Source organism: Streptococcus oralis (assembly GCF_026782345.1).
In the GTDB taxonomy this organism is placed as follows: Bacteria; Bacillota; Bacilli; order Lactobacillales; family Streptococcaceae; genus Streptococcus; species Streptococcus oralis_CK.
Genome location: NZ_JAKUWI010000001.1, coordinates 616,430 through 629,986 on the forward strand (window position 1 = coordinate 616,430; position 13,557 = coordinate 629,986).

At 39.4% G+C, this 13,557-nt stretch carries 16 protein-coding genes; 6 read left to right on the forward strand and 10 right to left on the reverse strand.

Going from position 1 to position 13,557, the window contains the following annotated elements; translation table 11 throughout:
* Positions 1 to 196 precede the first annotated feature (196 nt).
* Entirely contained in the window at positions 197 to 496 is a 300-nt protein-coding gene (locus MK405_RS03030; RefSeq protein WP_000981516.1) for a YbaB/EbfC family nucleoid-associated protein, read from the forward strand.
* A 38-nt stretch (positions 497 to 534) separates the two neighbouring features.
* Here the strand turns inward: MK405_RS03030 and MK405_RS03035 are convergent, their stop codons facing one another.
* From MK405_RS03035 to glmU, 7 genes are all read right to left on the reverse strand, one after another.
* Positions 535 to 2,298, reverse strand: a complete 1,764-nt coding sequence (locus MK405_RS03035) for a glycerophosphoryl diester phosphodiesterase membrane domain-containing protein (RefSeq protein WP_045617045.1) — start codon at positions 2,296 to 2,298, stop codon at positions 535 to 537.
* 8 nt (positions 2,299 to 2,306) lie between these two features.
* A complete protein-coding gene (locus tag MK405_RS03040; RefSeq protein WP_268704287.1) occupies positions 2,307 to 2,897 on the reverse strand; it encodes a 3'-5' exonuclease in 591 nt (196 codons plus the stop codon).
* Positions 2,898 to 2,978: 81 nt separating this feature from the next.
* Entirely contained in the window at positions 2,979 to 3,473 is a 495-nt protein-coding gene (rocS, locus tag MK405_RS03045) for a chromosome segregation protein RocS (RefSeq protein ID WP_000021249.1), read from the reverse strand.
* Positions 3,474 to 3,549: 76 nt separating this feature from the next.
* A complete protein-coding gene (locus tag MK405_RS03050; protein ID WP_033584167.1) occupies positions 3,550 to 4,242 on the reverse strand; it encodes a 5'-methylthioadenosine/adenosylhomocysteine nucleosidase in 693 nt (230 codons plus the stop codon).
* 16 nt (positions 4,243 to 4,258) lie between these two features.
* A complete protein-coding gene (gene macP / locus MK405_RS03055; protein ID WP_000517856.1) occupies positions 4,259 to 4,570 on the reverse strand; it encodes a cell wall synthase accessory phosphoprotein MacP in 312 nt (103 codons plus the stop codon).
* Positions 4,571 to 4,581: 11 nt separating this feature from the next.
* Positions 4,582 to 5,127 (reverse strand): NUDIX hydrolase, encoded by a 546-nt coding sequence (locus tag MK405_RS03060; protein WP_000393798.1) that lies wholly within the window; start codon positions 5,125 to 5,127, stop codon positions 4,582 to 4,584.
* A gap of 9 nt (positions 5,128 to 5,136) precedes the next feature.
* Entirely contained in the window at positions 5,137 to 6,516 is a 1,380-nt protein-coding gene (glmU, locus tag MK405_RS03065; protein WP_268704288.1) for a bifunctional UDP-N-acetylglucosamine diphosphorylase/glucosamine-1-phosphate N-acetyltransferase GlmU, read from the reverse strand.
* A gap of 155 nt (positions 6,517 to 6,671) precedes the next feature.
* Here glmU and MK405_RS03070 point away from each other — a divergent pair, with 155 nt between their 5' ends.
* The 5 genes from MK405_RS03070 (at position 6,672) to lysS (ending at position 11,152) form a co-directional block, all read left to right on the forward strand.
* A complete protein-coding gene (locus MK405_RS03070) occupies positions 6,672 to 7,472 on the forward strand; it encodes a glycoside hydrolase family 25 protein (protein ID WP_084875294.1) in 801 nt (266 codons plus the stop codon).
* A gap of 27 nt (positions 7,473 to 7,499) precedes the next feature.
* Complete coding sequence (locus MK405_RS03075) at positions 7,500 to 8,420, forward strand: DUF368 domain-containing protein (RefSeq protein ID WP_472980041.1); 921 nt, start codon at positions 7,500 to 7,502, stop codon at positions 8,418 to 8,420.
* Positions 8,420 to 8,902 (forward strand): aminoacyl-tRNA deacylase, encoded by a 483-nt coding sequence (locus MK405_RS03080; RefSeq protein WP_001085914.1) that lies wholly within the window; start codon positions 8,420 to 8,422, stop codon positions 8,900 to 8,902. The genes MK405_RS03075 and MK405_RS03080 overlap by 1 nt, the downstream gene beginning before the upstream one ends.
* On the forward strand, positions 8,902 to 9,525 hold the full coding sequence (locus MK405_RS03085) for a histidine phosphatase family protein (RefSeq protein ID WP_084873004.1): 624 nt from the start codon (positions 8,902 to 8,904) through the stop codon (positions 9,523 to 9,525). The genes MK405_RS03080 and MK405_RS03085 overlap by 1 nt, the downstream gene beginning before the upstream one ends.
* A 136-nt stretch (positions 9,526 to 9,661) precedes the next feature.
* Complete coding sequence (gene lysS / locus MK405_RS03090; protein WP_000102434.1) at positions 9,662 to 11,152, forward strand: lysine--tRNA ligase; 1,491 nt, start codon at positions 9,662 to 9,664, stop codon at positions 11,150 to 11,152.
* Between the two features lie 227 nt (positions 11,153 to 11,379).
* On the opposite strand, the gene MK405_RS03095 is transcribed toward lysS, so the two are convergent.
* The 3 genes from MK405_RS03095 to MK405_RS03105 are packed head-to-tail and all read right to left on the reverse strand — an operon-like array spanning position 11,380 to position 13,516.
* The gene (locus MK405_RS03095; RefSeq protein WP_268704289.1) at positions 11,380 to 12,219 is read right to left on the reverse strand and encodes an amino acid ABC transporter substrate-binding protein; all 840 of its coding nucleotides are present in this window, start codon (positions 12,217 to 12,219) and stop codon (positions 11,380 to 11,382) included.
* A gap of 15 nt (positions 12,220 to 12,234) precedes the next feature.
* Entirely contained in the window at positions 12,235 to 12,864 is a 630-nt protein-coding gene (locus MK405_RS03100) for an amino acid ABC transporter ATP-binding protein (protein ID WP_268704290.1), read from the reverse strand.
* A 10-nt stretch (positions 12,865 to 12,874) separates the two neighbouring features.
* Positions 12,875 to 13,516: an amino acid ABC transporter permease gene (locus tag MK405_RS03105; RefSeq protein WP_268704291.1), complete on the reverse strand. Its 642-nt coding sequence runs from the start codon at positions 13,514 to 13,516 to the stop codon at positions 12,875 to 12,877.
* Positions 13,517 to 13,557: the final 41 nt, after the last annotated feature.

A 13,557-nucleotide genomic window follows, 5' to 3' on the forward strand; every position in this document is an offset into this window, starting at 1 on the left:
AGAATATAATAGAAACCTTAAAGAAAACTTAAACATATTTTTTGAAATACAAGAAAAAGCTCGGAAAATTATGGCATCCATTTTTGTAAATTTAAGAAAGCAATCTTTACGATGTTTTAAACTATTGTTAGACTTTTGCTCCTAAAATTGGTAAAATAAAAAAGAAAATAATAGAAAAAGGAAACTGTAAACCGCCATGATGAACATGCAAAACATGATGCGCCAAGCACAAAAACTTCAAAAACAAATGGAACAAAGCCAAGCAGAACTCGCTGCCATGGAATTTGTTGGAAAATCTGCTCAGGACCTTGTCCAAGCGACCTTAACTGGTGACAAAAAAGTTGTCAGCATTGACTTCAACCCAGCAGTTGTAGATCCAGAAGATCTCGAAACCCTTTCTGACATGACTGTTCAAGCGATTAACGCTGCTCTTGAACAAATTGATGAAACGACTAAGAAGAAACTCGGTGCTTTCGCTGGAAAATTGCCTTTCTAATCCACAAAAAAAGAGAAACAGATGTTTCTCTTTTTTTCTTAGAAATCAAAGAATTCCATTGCTTTCTTTAAGAGTAATTCCGTGTATTCCGGATCGTCTTGAGCCATTGTGACTTGTGACTGGACCATTTCAAGATCATCCGTTATCACGCCATCTGCTCCAAGTCTGACTGCCTTATCAAAGGACTCAGAACTATTCACAGTCCAAACATATAGTTTCTGATCTGTTGTCCAGAGCTTGTTGACAAAGTATTCATCCAAAGTTGAATACTCCATGGTATAGCCAGTCGCCTTGGTTCTCGGAAACACACTATTATATGGCAGAATGAAGTACACTGGAATTTCAGAATCATAAGCCAAGACCTTATCAATCACATGATAGTCTAGTGATTGCATCTGATGGCCATATTTCTTGATAGTCGCTCCATACTTTTCGAGAAAATGGTCCATCATTTGTGGACTATCTTTTTTACTGGTTTTAATCTCAATCAGCAATTTTTGGTTTAAAGCATTTGCGCGTTCTAAATAATCATCAAAACTTGAAATCTTTGTTTGATATCCATTCTCGTAAATATCTGTATTTGTTAATTCATCCAGAGTTAAGTCTTGCGGTGTAGCATTAATTCTTGCTAGCGATTTAAGGTTAGCGTCGTGCATCACCACGAACTGACCGTCTTTCGTTTCTTGCACATCCATCTCGACGAGGTCTGGTTTTAGTTGGGCTGTCTTTTCTAAAGACTGTACCGTATTTTGAACACCATTTTTATTACTTACTCCTCTGTGTGAAATCACTAAAGGTGTATTGGTATCCGGAGACTCCAGATAGATATAACCTTCTAAAGCAAAAAAGATACTTGCACACCCCATGACTCCCCACCTCATCAGATGGTCTTTCTTTCTCCTTGGCATGATCTCCAACTCTTCTCCTGTCAGGAAGGAAACAAACTTCACTAGAAAATAAGTCAGGGTCATGTAATGGAGGTTTTTAATCAAGATAAAATTAATCACACCAAGAATCAAGGATTCTTTTTGAGTAAAATTATCCATTACAGCCTGAGCAAAGAGCAAGGGAATTAACAAGACAAAGAAGAAGAGATAGGTTTTAATGATAATGAGTAGGAGATGCCAAGAGAAGAAAAGGACGTTTTTCTTCGTCTTTTGGAGACTATATTTCACACTTTCTCTTACTGTCTTTCTTTCAAAGAGAATCTTAGGAAGAGCAAACATGAAACGAACAGAAATGTAGAGAAAGATCCAAGCGGATGCTATGATCAACAGCCCTACCAGCCAGTTCTTATCTTCTAGATATGTAACGATAAAATCGGGGATAATAATTTTATTGAGATAGTAGATTTTTAAAATTTTCCTAATAAAAGGAAAAAGTAGAGCTACATAAAAGAAGACAAAGGCCATCTTACAAAAGCTCAATCGTTTGACAAATAGAAAGCTCTGGTGAAAGACTTTTCGACTATATTCAATCAGGGTTCTCTTTTCATGGTAGAGAAGGTGACGCGCCCCGATGAACAAAAGACAGATTTGAAAATAAGCCACTAAAAGATTGATTGCTATTAAAATGAGAAAGGCTAAACTGACAAAAGGCGAGCCTTGTATAATCGCCCAAAAGTTATTGTAGGAGATAAACAAGTAACCTGTTTGTCTTAGAAGTATGCCAGCTATCCATGAATTCAATGGTAACCAAACAAACTCTACCATCATGAAAATCAAGAAAAATAGAAATAGTATTTTATCTAGGTTATAGTAAATTTTCCTAAAACCTAGCTTTTTAGGTTTTTCAGGTTTCATAGGCACTCCTAATCTAAAAATTGAGATAAGTCTAAGCTATTAAAGGGATTCATAGAAAAACTACTCTGGTCTTCTAATAATAGCTTTCCTTCATCCGATTCCAAAAATGCTTCGTAAACACGCGCCGTCATGCGGGCATCCTCTAAACTATTATGAGACTTCCCATGAAAACCTAAAAAATTCGCAACAGTTTGTAATTTAAGATTGGCTATGCCGTGTAAGTCAGAACTACGCCGTTCAAAAGCCTCATCATATAAATCAACCTTATACTGGTCATGATAATCAATACCGTGCTCCAAGAGAATAGGCAGATCACTTTTGGCCGCATTGTATCCAACCATAGGTAAATTACCAACAAAAATCTGAAAATCCCTTAAAAGATGCTCCACCATTGGCGCATCTTTTAAGGTTTCAGCTGTGATTCCAGTCAAGCCATTGATAAAACTCTTCAAAGGTGCTGTAGTATGAACATAAGAATCAAAGGCACCTATTTCTTGACCATTTTGAAAGCGAACTGCTGATACTTGAATCAAATGGGTAACCCCTTCGTATTGATTGAACTCCAAATCAAAGGCAATGTAATCTCTTAATTTTTCCATCTTTTACCTCAGTTCCGACTCAATTTAAACCATAAATAATAAAAGAAGCTATCAGGTTAGTGAATAACCCAAACAGCTTCTTTATTTTCCTCCAAATAAGCGAGCAAAAAAGCCTTTTTTGGTAGCTTGAACTTCTTCTTTTGCTTGGTCCAACTCTAGTTTCAAACTTTCTTGATCCTTCATAGCTTGAAGAGTTAATTGTTGCTGTTGGTCCAATTGTTTGTCCTTTTCAGCAATCTGTCGATCTTTAACACGCATCTGTTCATCTTTTTCTGCCAACTGCTGGTCTTTGGCCTTGAGCTGCTCATATAAACGAAGAATTTCAGCATTTTTCTCATCGACTAAGATTTCCATCAGTTCGCGTTGTTTGACATCATCACTGACTGGTTCATCTTCAAAAATCGTTTTTTTATAGATTTCTTCTAGCTTAATCAAGCCACTTCGAGTAACTACAGTTACACCTTTGTCATTTTTTTTCGTGTCCTCTTCTGGAAGTTCTTTGACACGATTGTTGATTGCTTGACGAGAGAGTCCTAGGACCTCTGCAATCTCACTGACGGTCATTTCAATACTCATAATATCCTCTGAAACGTTTTCTAGCTTTTCTTTACTTAAATCTTATCATAAGCTAGATAAACTGTCAAATTTCCGCTTAATCCATAACCTTTAAAAAGGCCAGTAAAACTTGGGCAGAACGACGTCCAGCTTCAATGATAAACTCATCAAAAGAGATAGAAGCCTCGTGATTGGCATTGTCGCTCATGGCACGAATGACTAGGAAAGGTAGGCCAAGAGCCTGAGCTGCCTGTGCAATCGCTGCCCCTTCCATTTCAACTGCTAAAACATCCGGAAAGTGGGATTTGATACTAGCAATCTTATCATCTCCAGCTATAAAGCTATCCCCTGTGGCAATCAATCCTAGGTGCCAGGTCTGTTCTAATTGAGATAAATTCTCTTTAATCCTAGCGATAAAGTTCTTATCGGATTCAAAGTAAAGAGGTTGACCAGCCATCTGACCATAAGCATAGCCAAAAGCAGTTACATCCACATCATGGTAAGCCAATTTATCCGCGATCACTACATCTCCAACGGCAATCCCTTCTGCAACTGCACCTGCTGATCCTGTATTGATAACGGCATCTACTTGGAAATGGTCAGCTAGAACAGCTACACTCATAGCTGACATGACCTTTCCAATCCCACTCTGAACTAGAACAACTTCTGTCTTGCCAACAGTGCCAGTGTAGTAAGTATTTCCGAGGACTTGGACTTCTTGCGCTCTATCTAAATTCTGAGTCAAGTGTAGGAGCTCTTCTGGCATTGCTGCAATGATTCCAATTTTCATTTTATTTCCTTTTCTATTACAAAAGTTTCATCGCCAACACAAGTAAAATCAAGAGAAGGATAACTGTAAATAAGATTCTGTTTAGTTTCGAGTTAAAAACATTTCTCTTAGTATTCTCAATGCGACGGCTCTTATGAATCGTTGGCTCTACTTCAATTGTTAAGGTATCTTGAATAGAATTATAGTCTCTAGAACGTGAATAACCAAAGTTTTGTGAAGAAGTTGATAAAATTTTAGTTTCCTCGTCATCTTGAAGAGGTGGCCCAGAGATTTTCTCCCCACGATTGGCACGTTCGATTATTTCATCTGTTAACAAAGGTTTTCCCATGGGCTACTCCTCTATTTCTTTTGCAATTCCCAGTACTGGATTGCCATAATCGTCTTGGCATCACAGATATGGCCAGACTGAATTAAGTTTTTTGCTTCCTCAAGGCTGACCTCTAGAACTTCCAAGGTTTCATCATCATCTTGCGGACGAGGATTTTCCACCTTAGTTAAATCTCTTGCGAGGTAGAGTTTTAATTTTTCATTACAAAAACCAATAGCAGAGTAGAAATCATATAGAAGCTCTAACTTACCCGTATAGGCAACTTCCTCCTCCAATTCACGAAGAGCCGCCGACATGGGATCTGCATTTTCACCAATTTCCAGTTTACCAGCAGGAATTTCATAAGAGATAGCTTCAATAGCTTTTCGGTATTGCTTAACAAGGACGATTTTATCCTCAGCTGTCACAGCTAGAACACATACGCCTCCATTGTGAAAAATCAGATCACGTTGGGCAGTTCCCTTCCCTTCTGGTAGTTCCACCTGATCTTGCACCAGCTTAAAAATAGGACCTTGATAGATTTCCTTCCGGCTAATCGTTTTTTCTTCAAATTCCATGATAGACTCCTACTGATTCTTAGGATGATGAGGCAAACGTAATGCATATTCATCTTTATTAACTTGACGTCCACGTCCAATAGCAATGGCGTCAGCTGGAACATCTTTTGTAATCGTTGAACCAGCTCCAACTAGTGAATTATCACCAAGTTCCACTGGAGCAATGATGGTTGAGTTTGATCCAACAAAGACATTATTGCCAATGACAGTCTTGTACTTATTCTTCCCGTCGTAGTTAACTGTAATCGTGCCTGCGCCAAAGTTAACATGGCTACCTACCTCACAGTTTCCGATATAGGTCAAATGACCTGCCTTGGTATTTTCACCGATTGAAGATCCTTTTACTTCAACAAAGTTTCCAATGTGAACTTGGGAAGCTAGACTTGAGCCTGGACGAATATGAGCATACGGACCGACTGTCACACCATCTGCAACTGTACTTTCCTCAATCATGGAATTCGTAATCACAGCTCCAGCTCCGATAGCACTATCCACGATATAAGTTCCATTTGTTAAAACAGTTTCCGCCCCAATCTTCGTTTGACCTTTCAAGGTAACGTTGGCTTCGATTTGGACTTCGGGTGCAATCTCGACATCAATATCAATGTAAGTTGCTTCAGGATTGACAAAGCTAACACCATTAACCATGTGCTTTTGATTGATACGGCGGCGCATCACTGCTTCCGCAGTGGCAAGAGCCACACGGTCGTTTACTCCAAGACTTTCATCAAAATCCTTGAGAGTATAGGCGCCAACCTTCTCACCTGCGTTACGGAAAATACCAATCACATCAGTAATATAGTATTCACCTTGGGCATTGTTGGTGTTGATGTTTTTAAGGGCCTCAAAAAGACGTTCATTGTCGAATACATATGTTCCTGTATTGATTTCCTTAATTTGCTTTTCAAAATCTGTGGCATCTTTCTGCTCCACAATGCGAAGAACTTCAGCATTATCGTTACGGACGATACGACCATACCCAAAAGGATCTGCTGCTTCAGCCGTTAAAATAGTCGCCACATTTTTGTGATTGATATGGAAATCCAAGAGATTTTTCAAGCTTTCACCTGTAATCAGAGGAGTATCTCCAGCAATAACCAAGGTGTGCCCAGAGCGATTTTGGAGAATAGGCTCTGCCATCATAACGGCATGCCCAGTTCCTAGTTGTTCCGATTGAGTGACAAAGTCTGTCTGACCAGCCAATACTTGCTCAACTAACTCCGCCTTGTGTCCCACAACAGTGACTGTTTTTTCAGGTTGAATAGCATCAACACTACGAAAAACATGCTCCAACATCGAAATTCCTGCTACTTTATGAAGTACCTTTGGAAGATCTGATTTCATGCGAGTACCTTTACCCGCTGCTAAGATAATGGCATAATTTGACATACTATTCTCTTTTCTGTAAAAATTCCCTTATATTATACCATAATTTACTTCCTTAGGAGTAAACAAACAGAGAAATAGGGGAAAACATGCTAGTTCATTCATCTTTTCAACGTTTTCTTTGATTTTTTTATCTATTTACGTTAAACTAATTAGATATGAGAAAAGAGATTCATCCAGCTATTATTTTTAGTCTATTCACCATTGTTATAGCTATTTTAATCTTTAATAAACCAGCTTATGAAGACCATTCGGTCAAGTCAAAAAGCAACACTGTCCAAGTTGAAAACCAGGCCTTGCATAATCTTGATAAACCCATTATTGACATTTCTGGTTGGCAAAGACCGGAGGAGATAAACTACGATATTTTATCTCAAAATATTTCTGGAGCTATTGTTCGCGTGCACAGTGGTACTCAACACACGGAAGCAAATGATGCAGCCTTTATCAACGGGGTCGATAAAGCCTATAAAAATCACATTTCAGAATTTCAAAAGCGCAATGTTCCCGTAGCCGTCTATGCTTATCTAGCTGGTACGAACAAAGAAGAAATGGAAAAAGCGGCTGAAGTTTTCTACAATTCTGCTTCTCCATACAACCCTAGTTATTACTGGCTTGACGTTGAGAAAAAAACAATGGCAGATATGAATGACGGAGTCGAAGCTTTTCGAGCTAAGCTTGAATCGCTGGGCGCTAAAAATATCGGGATTTACATTGGTGTCTATTTCATGCAAGAACATAGCATCAATACGGAAAATTTCTCCGCTGTTTGGATTCCTTCTTATGGGACAGACTCAGGCTACTTTGAGTCCACACCCAATACTGATTTAGACTATGACCTCCATCAGTATACTTCCAAAGGAAAAATTGCAGGATTTGAACATCACCTAGACATCAATCTCATTTCTACTGATAAGGAAAAAGAAGAAACCTTCCGAAAGCTATTTTTAAGACCATAAAGCAAGTGAAAATCGCAACTTTTTCACTTGCTTTTTCATTTTTTTGCTGTCTGTGTTATAATTGATAAGACAGAGAAAGAAATTTATGAAATTGAGGAGTCTAATATGTTTTCATGGATTGCAAGAGTTATCAAAGGAATCGTCATCGCCTTAGGATTTATCCTACCCGGAATTTCTGGTGGTGTTCTAGCAGCGATTTTGGGAATTTACGAGCGAATGATTAGTTTTCTGGCTCATCCCTTTAAGGATTTTAAAGAGAATGTCCTATACTTTATCCCAGTAGCTATCGGGATGTTGCTAGGTATTGGTTTGTTTTCCTATCCGATTGAGTATTTGCTAGAAAATTACCAAGTCTATGTTTTATGGAGCTTTGCTGGAGCTATCATCGGTACAGTTCCTAGCCTCCTTAGAGAATCTACTCGAGAATCTGATCGTGACAAGATTGACCTAGTCTGGTTCTGGACTACCTTTATCCTTTCAGGTCTAGGGCTCTACGCGCTAAACTTTGTTGTTGGATCTCTCAGCGCCAGTTTCGCTAGTTTCATCTTGGCAGGTGTTCTTTTAGCTCTTGGTGTCTTGGTGCCTGGTTTAAGTCCATCAAATCTACTCTTGATTTTAGGACTGTACGCTCCAATGCTAACTGGCTTTAAGACCTTTGATTTATTTGGTACCTTCCTTCCTATCGGGATTGGTGCAGGAGCAACTCTCATTATCTTTTCAAAATTAATGGACCATGCCTTGAACAATTACCACTCCCGTGTTTATCACTTTATTATTGGGATTGTGCTATCAAGCACTCTCTTGATTTTGATTCCAAATGCTGGAAGTGCTGAAAGTATCCAATATACTGGACTTTCTATCGTGAGCTATGTTCTCATCGCCTTCTTCTTTGCGCTTGGCATTTGGCTTGGTATCTGGATGAGTCAATTGGAGGATAAGTATAAATAATGGCAAAAAAAGTAAAAATTAAAAAAACTCTTGTCGAGCAAATCTTAACCAAAGCAGGAATTGAGCATACAGGGATTCAAATCAATGCGCTTGAGGGTGAACTTCCTTCGGAATATGATCGAACACATATCTTTAAAACCTTGGCTCTGCTGGGGGACAAGACAGGCCCAATTATCGGAATCGTCCCCATAACAGAACACCTCGCTGAAAAAAAATTAGCAAAGGTTTCTGGTAATAAAAAAGTGAGTATGATTCCACAAAAAGACCTAGAAAAAACGACAGGCTACATTCATGGAGCTAATAACCCCGTCGGCATTCGCCAAAAACACAACTATCCTATTTTTATTGATAAAACAGCTTTAGATTTAGACAAAATGATCGTCTCTGCTGGGGAAGTCGGGCATAGTATCATTATTGCTCCACAAGATTTGGCTAGCTTTGTGAAAGCAGATTTTGCAGATATCTTGGAGGAAAACAACTGATGAAACTCTATTTTGTGCGTCATGGCCGAACTATCTGGAATCTTGAAGGACGTTTCCAAGGTGCCGGAGGGGACTCACCTCTTCTTCCTGAGTCTATTGATACCTTAAAGGCGCTCGGTCAATATCTCAGCAATATTCCTTTCGATGAGATTTATTCAAGTGATTTACCAAGAGCGGTCAAATCTGCTAAAATTATCCAAAGTCAACTCCAGATACAATGTCCTTTAAAGGCTATTCCTGACCTGCGTGAATGGCATCTCGGAAAACTAGAGGGATTAAAAATTGCAACATTAGAGGCCATCTACCCACAACAAATCAAGGCTTTTCGTACAAACTTAGCTAAGTTCGATACAAGAATGTTTGAAGCAGAATCCCTCTACTCTACAACTCAACGCACCATTCAGTTTATCAAATCTCTGAAAGAAAGTCCGGCTGAAAGAATTTTGATTGTCGGACATGGGGCAAATCTCACTGCTAGCCTACGCACACTTTTAGGCTATAAAGAAGCTCACCTTCGCAAAGATGGAGGCTTAGCCAATGCTAGTCTAACAGTTTTAGAAACCAAGGATTTTGAAACCTTCACTCTGGAAAGGTGGAATGACACTTCCTATCAAGGAAAATAATGGAACTTGATCTTAATGGTCAAGTTCTTTTTAGTTTTCAAAGAATATCCGTGAATTTCTTGACTATTTATGATAAAATGGGAGTATCGCAAAAAGACTCATCGTATCAAATTTTGAGTAAAATTAGGAGGATTTCATGTCTACAGAACATATGGAAGAACTAAATGACCAGCAGATCGTTCGCCGTGAAAAAATGGCTGCGCTCCGTGAACAAGGAATTGATCCTTTCGGTAAACGTTTTGAACGTACTGCTAACTCTCAAGAACTAAAAGACAAATTTGCAGAACTCGATAAAGAACAATTACATGAATTAAACGAAACTGCTACTATCGCTGGACGTTTAGTTAGTAAACGTGGTAAAGGAAAAGTCGGCTTCGCCCATCTTCAAGACCGAGAAGGTCAAATCCAAATCTACGTTCGTAAAGACGAAGTCGGTGAAGAAAACTACGAAATCTTTAAGAAGGCTGATCTCGGTGACTTCCTCGGTGTCGAAGGTGAAGTCATGCGTACAGATATGGGAGAACTTTCTATCAAGGCAACTCACATCACACACTTGTCAAAAGCACTTCGCCCTCTTCCTGAGAAATTCCACGGTTTGACTGACGTTGAAACAATTTACCGTAAACGCTACCTTGACTTGATTTCTAACCGTGAAAGTTTTGAACGTTTTGTCACTCGTTCAAAAATCATCTCTGAAATCCGTCGTTATCTAGATGGACATGATTTTCTTGAAGTGGAAACACCTGTACTTCACAACGAGGCCGGTGGTGCTGCTGCCAAACCATTTATTACACACCACAATGCTCAAAATATTGACATGGTGCTTCGGATAGCTCTAGAACTTCATCTTAAACGTCTAATTGTCGGTGGTATGGAACGCGTCTATGAGATTGGCCGTATCTTCCGTAACGAAGGAATGGATGCAACTCATAATCCTGAATTTACTATGATTGAGGTTTACCAAGCTTATGCCGATTTCCATGATATTATGGATTTGACAGAAGGTATTATCCAGCATGCTGCAAAGGCTGTCAAAGGTGATGGTCCAGTCAACTACCAAGGTACTGAAATCAAAATCAATGAACCATTTAAACGTGTTCACATGGTGGATGCTATCAAAGAAATTACTGGTGTAGACTTCTGGCAAGATATGACTTTCGAGGAAGCCAAAGCTATCGCTGCTGAGAAGAAAGTTCCAGTTGAGAAACACTACACTGAAGTTGGTCACATCATCAATGCCTTCTTTGAAGAATTTGTCGAAGAAACATTGATCCAACCAACCTTCGTTTATGGGCATCCAGTAGCTGTCTCTCCACTTGCTAAGAAAAACCCTGAAGACGAGCGCTTTACTGACCGTTTTGAGCTCTTTATCATGACTAAGGAGTACGGTAATGCCTATTCTGAGTTGAACGACCCAATCGACCAGCTTAGCCGTTTTGAAGCCCAAGCAAAAGCCAAAGAACTTGGTGATGATGAAGCAACAGGTATCGACTACGACTACATCGAGGCTCTTGAATACGGTATGCCACCAACAGGTGGTTTGGGTATCGGTATCGACCGTCTCTGCATGCTCCTCACTGATACAACCACTATCCGTGATGTATTGCTCTTCCCAACAATGAAATAATACTCTTCGAAAATCTCTTCAAACTACGTCAGCGTTGCCTTGCCGTAGATATATGTTCCTGACTTTGTCAGTCTTATCTACAACCTCAAAACAGTGTTTTGAGCAGCCTGCGGCTAGCTTCCTAGTTTGCTCTTTGATTTTCATTGAGTATAAACCCCTATCCTCTGGTACTTGCCAGAGGATTTTTCGATACAAAAAGAGACTGAGAAAAAACTCAATCTCTTTTCTTATTCTTGATTTTTAACTTGACTGGTGGCTACATCCTGTCCAAACCATTTCTGGCTGATTTCCTGGAATTTTCCTTCTTGGTATAGTGATACAAAAGCCTGATTCAGAGCAGCTAGCAAAGTTTTATCAGCAGGTCTAACACCCACTGCAAAAGCTTCACTTTCAAATCCAGCTGAAAAGACATTGTAGTCATTTAATATTCCTTCAGACTGGAGATAATAATTGGCATATACCCGGTCAATCAACAAGGCATCAATCCGATCGTTTTTCAAATCAATTAAGGCTTCATTGAAACTTTGGTATTGATTGGCCTTCTGATCTTTCACTCGATTCTTGAGTAGTTCTGGTTGTCCTTCAAAATTCAAATAGCCAGAAGATCCTGCCTGGGCCCCTAAAACTTTGTCAGTCATATCCTGAATTGAGTGGATATTTTGAGACTTTTTAGAGACTAAAACTTGTTGATTTTCCATGTAAGGAATGGTAAAAGCAACCTTCTCTTTCCGTTCATCTGTAGCTGTATAGCCATTCCAGATGGCATCAATGGTACCATTTTGTAGCTCGGTTTCTTTCATATCCCAGTCGATGGGTTGAAATTTAATCTGAATTCCTAGCTTTTCAGAAACAGCTTGGGCCAGGTCAATATCAAAGCCTGCATACTGGCCATTCTTTTCCTCAAATCCCATGGGAACAAAGGTATTGTCAAAGCCAATGGTAATGCTTCCCTGTTTTTGATATTTGGCCCAATTATCCTGATTTGGATCACTTGCCTTCTGAGTACAAGCCGTCAGGAAGAAGCTAAAGAACAGAGCAAGTACAAGGGCAATTTTCTTTCTCTTCATAGGCACCTCCTAGTCCTACTTTGGATCAACCTTAAGAATCTGATCAGCAATGTTTTCCGCAAACTGAAGATCGTGGGTCACAACAATCTGAGTCATCCCACGCTCTTTATTTTGAAGGATAAGTTTTTCTACTTCTAATCGCAACTCTGGATCTAAGGCCGATGTAGGCTCATCATATCCAATAATTTCTGGGTTTATCATCATGGCGCGTGCTAAGGCCACCCGTTGTTTTTGCCCACCTGAAAGCGAGAAAGGAAAGGCATCTGCATACCCTGCTAACCCAAGTTGTTCTAACAAACCACGCGCCTTCTTCTCTGCAACTTCCTTCTCCATGCTCATCGTTTTTATGGGCGACAGAGTTAAGTTATCTAGAACTGACAAATGCGGAAAGAGTTGAAAATCTTGGAAAACAAATCCTAGAAGATTTCGCTTTTCTAGTTCGTCTATAGCTAGCGATTCGCCGTTATAGTAGATTTCCCCAGAATCGATGGTTTCCAGTCCAGCTAGCATACGTAATAGGGTGGTCTTTCCACCTCCTGATGGACCTACGATTGCGAGGATTTGCTTTTCAGGAATTGATAGGCTGAAATTGGTTAAGATTTGTTTGCCACCAAAGGCCTTGTTGATGTTTCGTAATTCTAACATAGCAATCCTCCTATCTGTAATAACCGTACTTCTTCTCAAGTTTTTTCGCTACAATGGTTACAAGACCAATCATAATCAAATAAATCGCTCCAGCTAAAAACATAGGCACAAGACTGGCATCTCGATTAGCTGCAGTCCGACTAGCCAAAATCAAATCTGAAATCCCCAAAGCATAGACCAAAGAAGTATCCTTGACCAGACTCATAATTTCATTAAAGACACTCGGTAAGACAATCTTTGTAACCTGAGGAAGGATGATGTAGCGAACTGTATCAAAGGAGCTAAATTTTAACACTTTTGCGGCTTCATACTGCCCTTTTGGAATGGTTTCGATCCCACCACGAAAGATTTCGGCAAAGTAGGCTGCATAGTTCAATACAAAAGCAATCACAGCAGCTGGCAAACGATCTAAACGTATCCCAACACTAGGGAGCACATAGTAAATAAAGATTAATTGCAAAAGCAAGGGAGTTCCTCGCATTACCCAAATATAAAGGTCAATAAGATAATGGAGGGGTTTCCAACGGACTTGCAAAGCAAAGGCAACGACAATACCTAAGGGAATTGAAAAAATTAAAACCAGAGCAAAGACTTGAAGTGTCATACTTGCACCGTTTAACAAACTTGGTAATATCTCAAACATATAAGACATACTGCACCTCCTAAAAATAATTGTTCCTATTATAGCATAAA

Coding starts and splice junctions, on each gene's coding strand:
- MK405_RS03030 (WP_000981516.1), top strand. CDS start 197: ATGATGAACATGCAAAACATGATGCGCCAAGCACAAAAACTTCAAAAA.
- MK405_RS03035 (WP_045617045.1), bottom strand. CDS start 2,298: ATGAAACCTGAAAAACCTAAAAAGCTAGGTTTTAGGAAAATTTACTAT.
- MK405_RS03040 (WP_268704287.1), bottom strand. CDS start 2,897: ATGGAAAAATTAAGAGATTACATTGCCTTTGATTTGGAGTTCAATCAA.
- rocS (WP_000021249.1), bottom strand. CDS start 3,473: ATGAGTATTGAAATGACCGTCAGTGAGATTGCAGAGGTCCTAGGACTC.
- MK405_RS03050 (WP_033584167.1), bottom strand. CDS start 4,242: ATGAAAATTGGAATCATTGCAGCAATGCCAGAAGAGCTCCTACACTTG.
- macP (WP_000517856.1), bottom strand. CDS start 4,570: ATGGGAAAACCTTTGTTAACAGATGAAATAATCGAACGTGCCAATCGT.
- MK405_RS03060 (WP_000393798.1), bottom strand. CDS start 5,127: ATGGAATTTGAAGAAAAAACGATTAGCCGGAAGGAAATCTATCAAGGT.
- glmU (WP_268704288.1), bottom strand. CDS start 6,516: ATGTCAAATTATGCCATTATCTTAGCAGCGGGTAAAGGTACTCGCATG.
- MK405_RS03070 (WP_084875294.1), top strand. CDS start 6,672: ATGAGAAAAGAGATTCATCCAGCTATTATTTTTAGTCTATTCACCATT.
- MK405_RS03080 (WP_001085914.1), top strand. CDS start 8,420: ATGGCAAAAAAAGTAAAAATTAAAAAAACTCTTGTCGAGCAAATCTTA.
- MK405_RS03085 (WP_084873004.1), top strand. CDS start 8,902: ATGAAACTCTATTTTGTGCGTCATGGCCGAACTATCTGGAATCTTGAA.
- lysS (WP_000102434.1), top strand. CDS start 9,662: ATGTCTACAGAACATATGGAAGAACTAAATGACCAGCAGATCGTTCGC.
- MK405_RS03095 (WP_268704289.1), bottom strand. CDS start 12,219: ATGAAGAGAAAGAAAATTGCCCTTGTACTTGCTCTGTTCTTTAGCTTC.
- MK405_RS03100 (WP_268704290.1), bottom strand. CDS start 12,864: ATGTTAGAATTACGAAACATCAACAAGGCCTTTGGTGGCAAACAAATC.
- MK405_RS03105 (WP_268704291.1), bottom strand. CDS start 13,516: ATGTCTTATATGTTTGAGATATTACCAAGTTTGTTAAACGGTGCAAGT.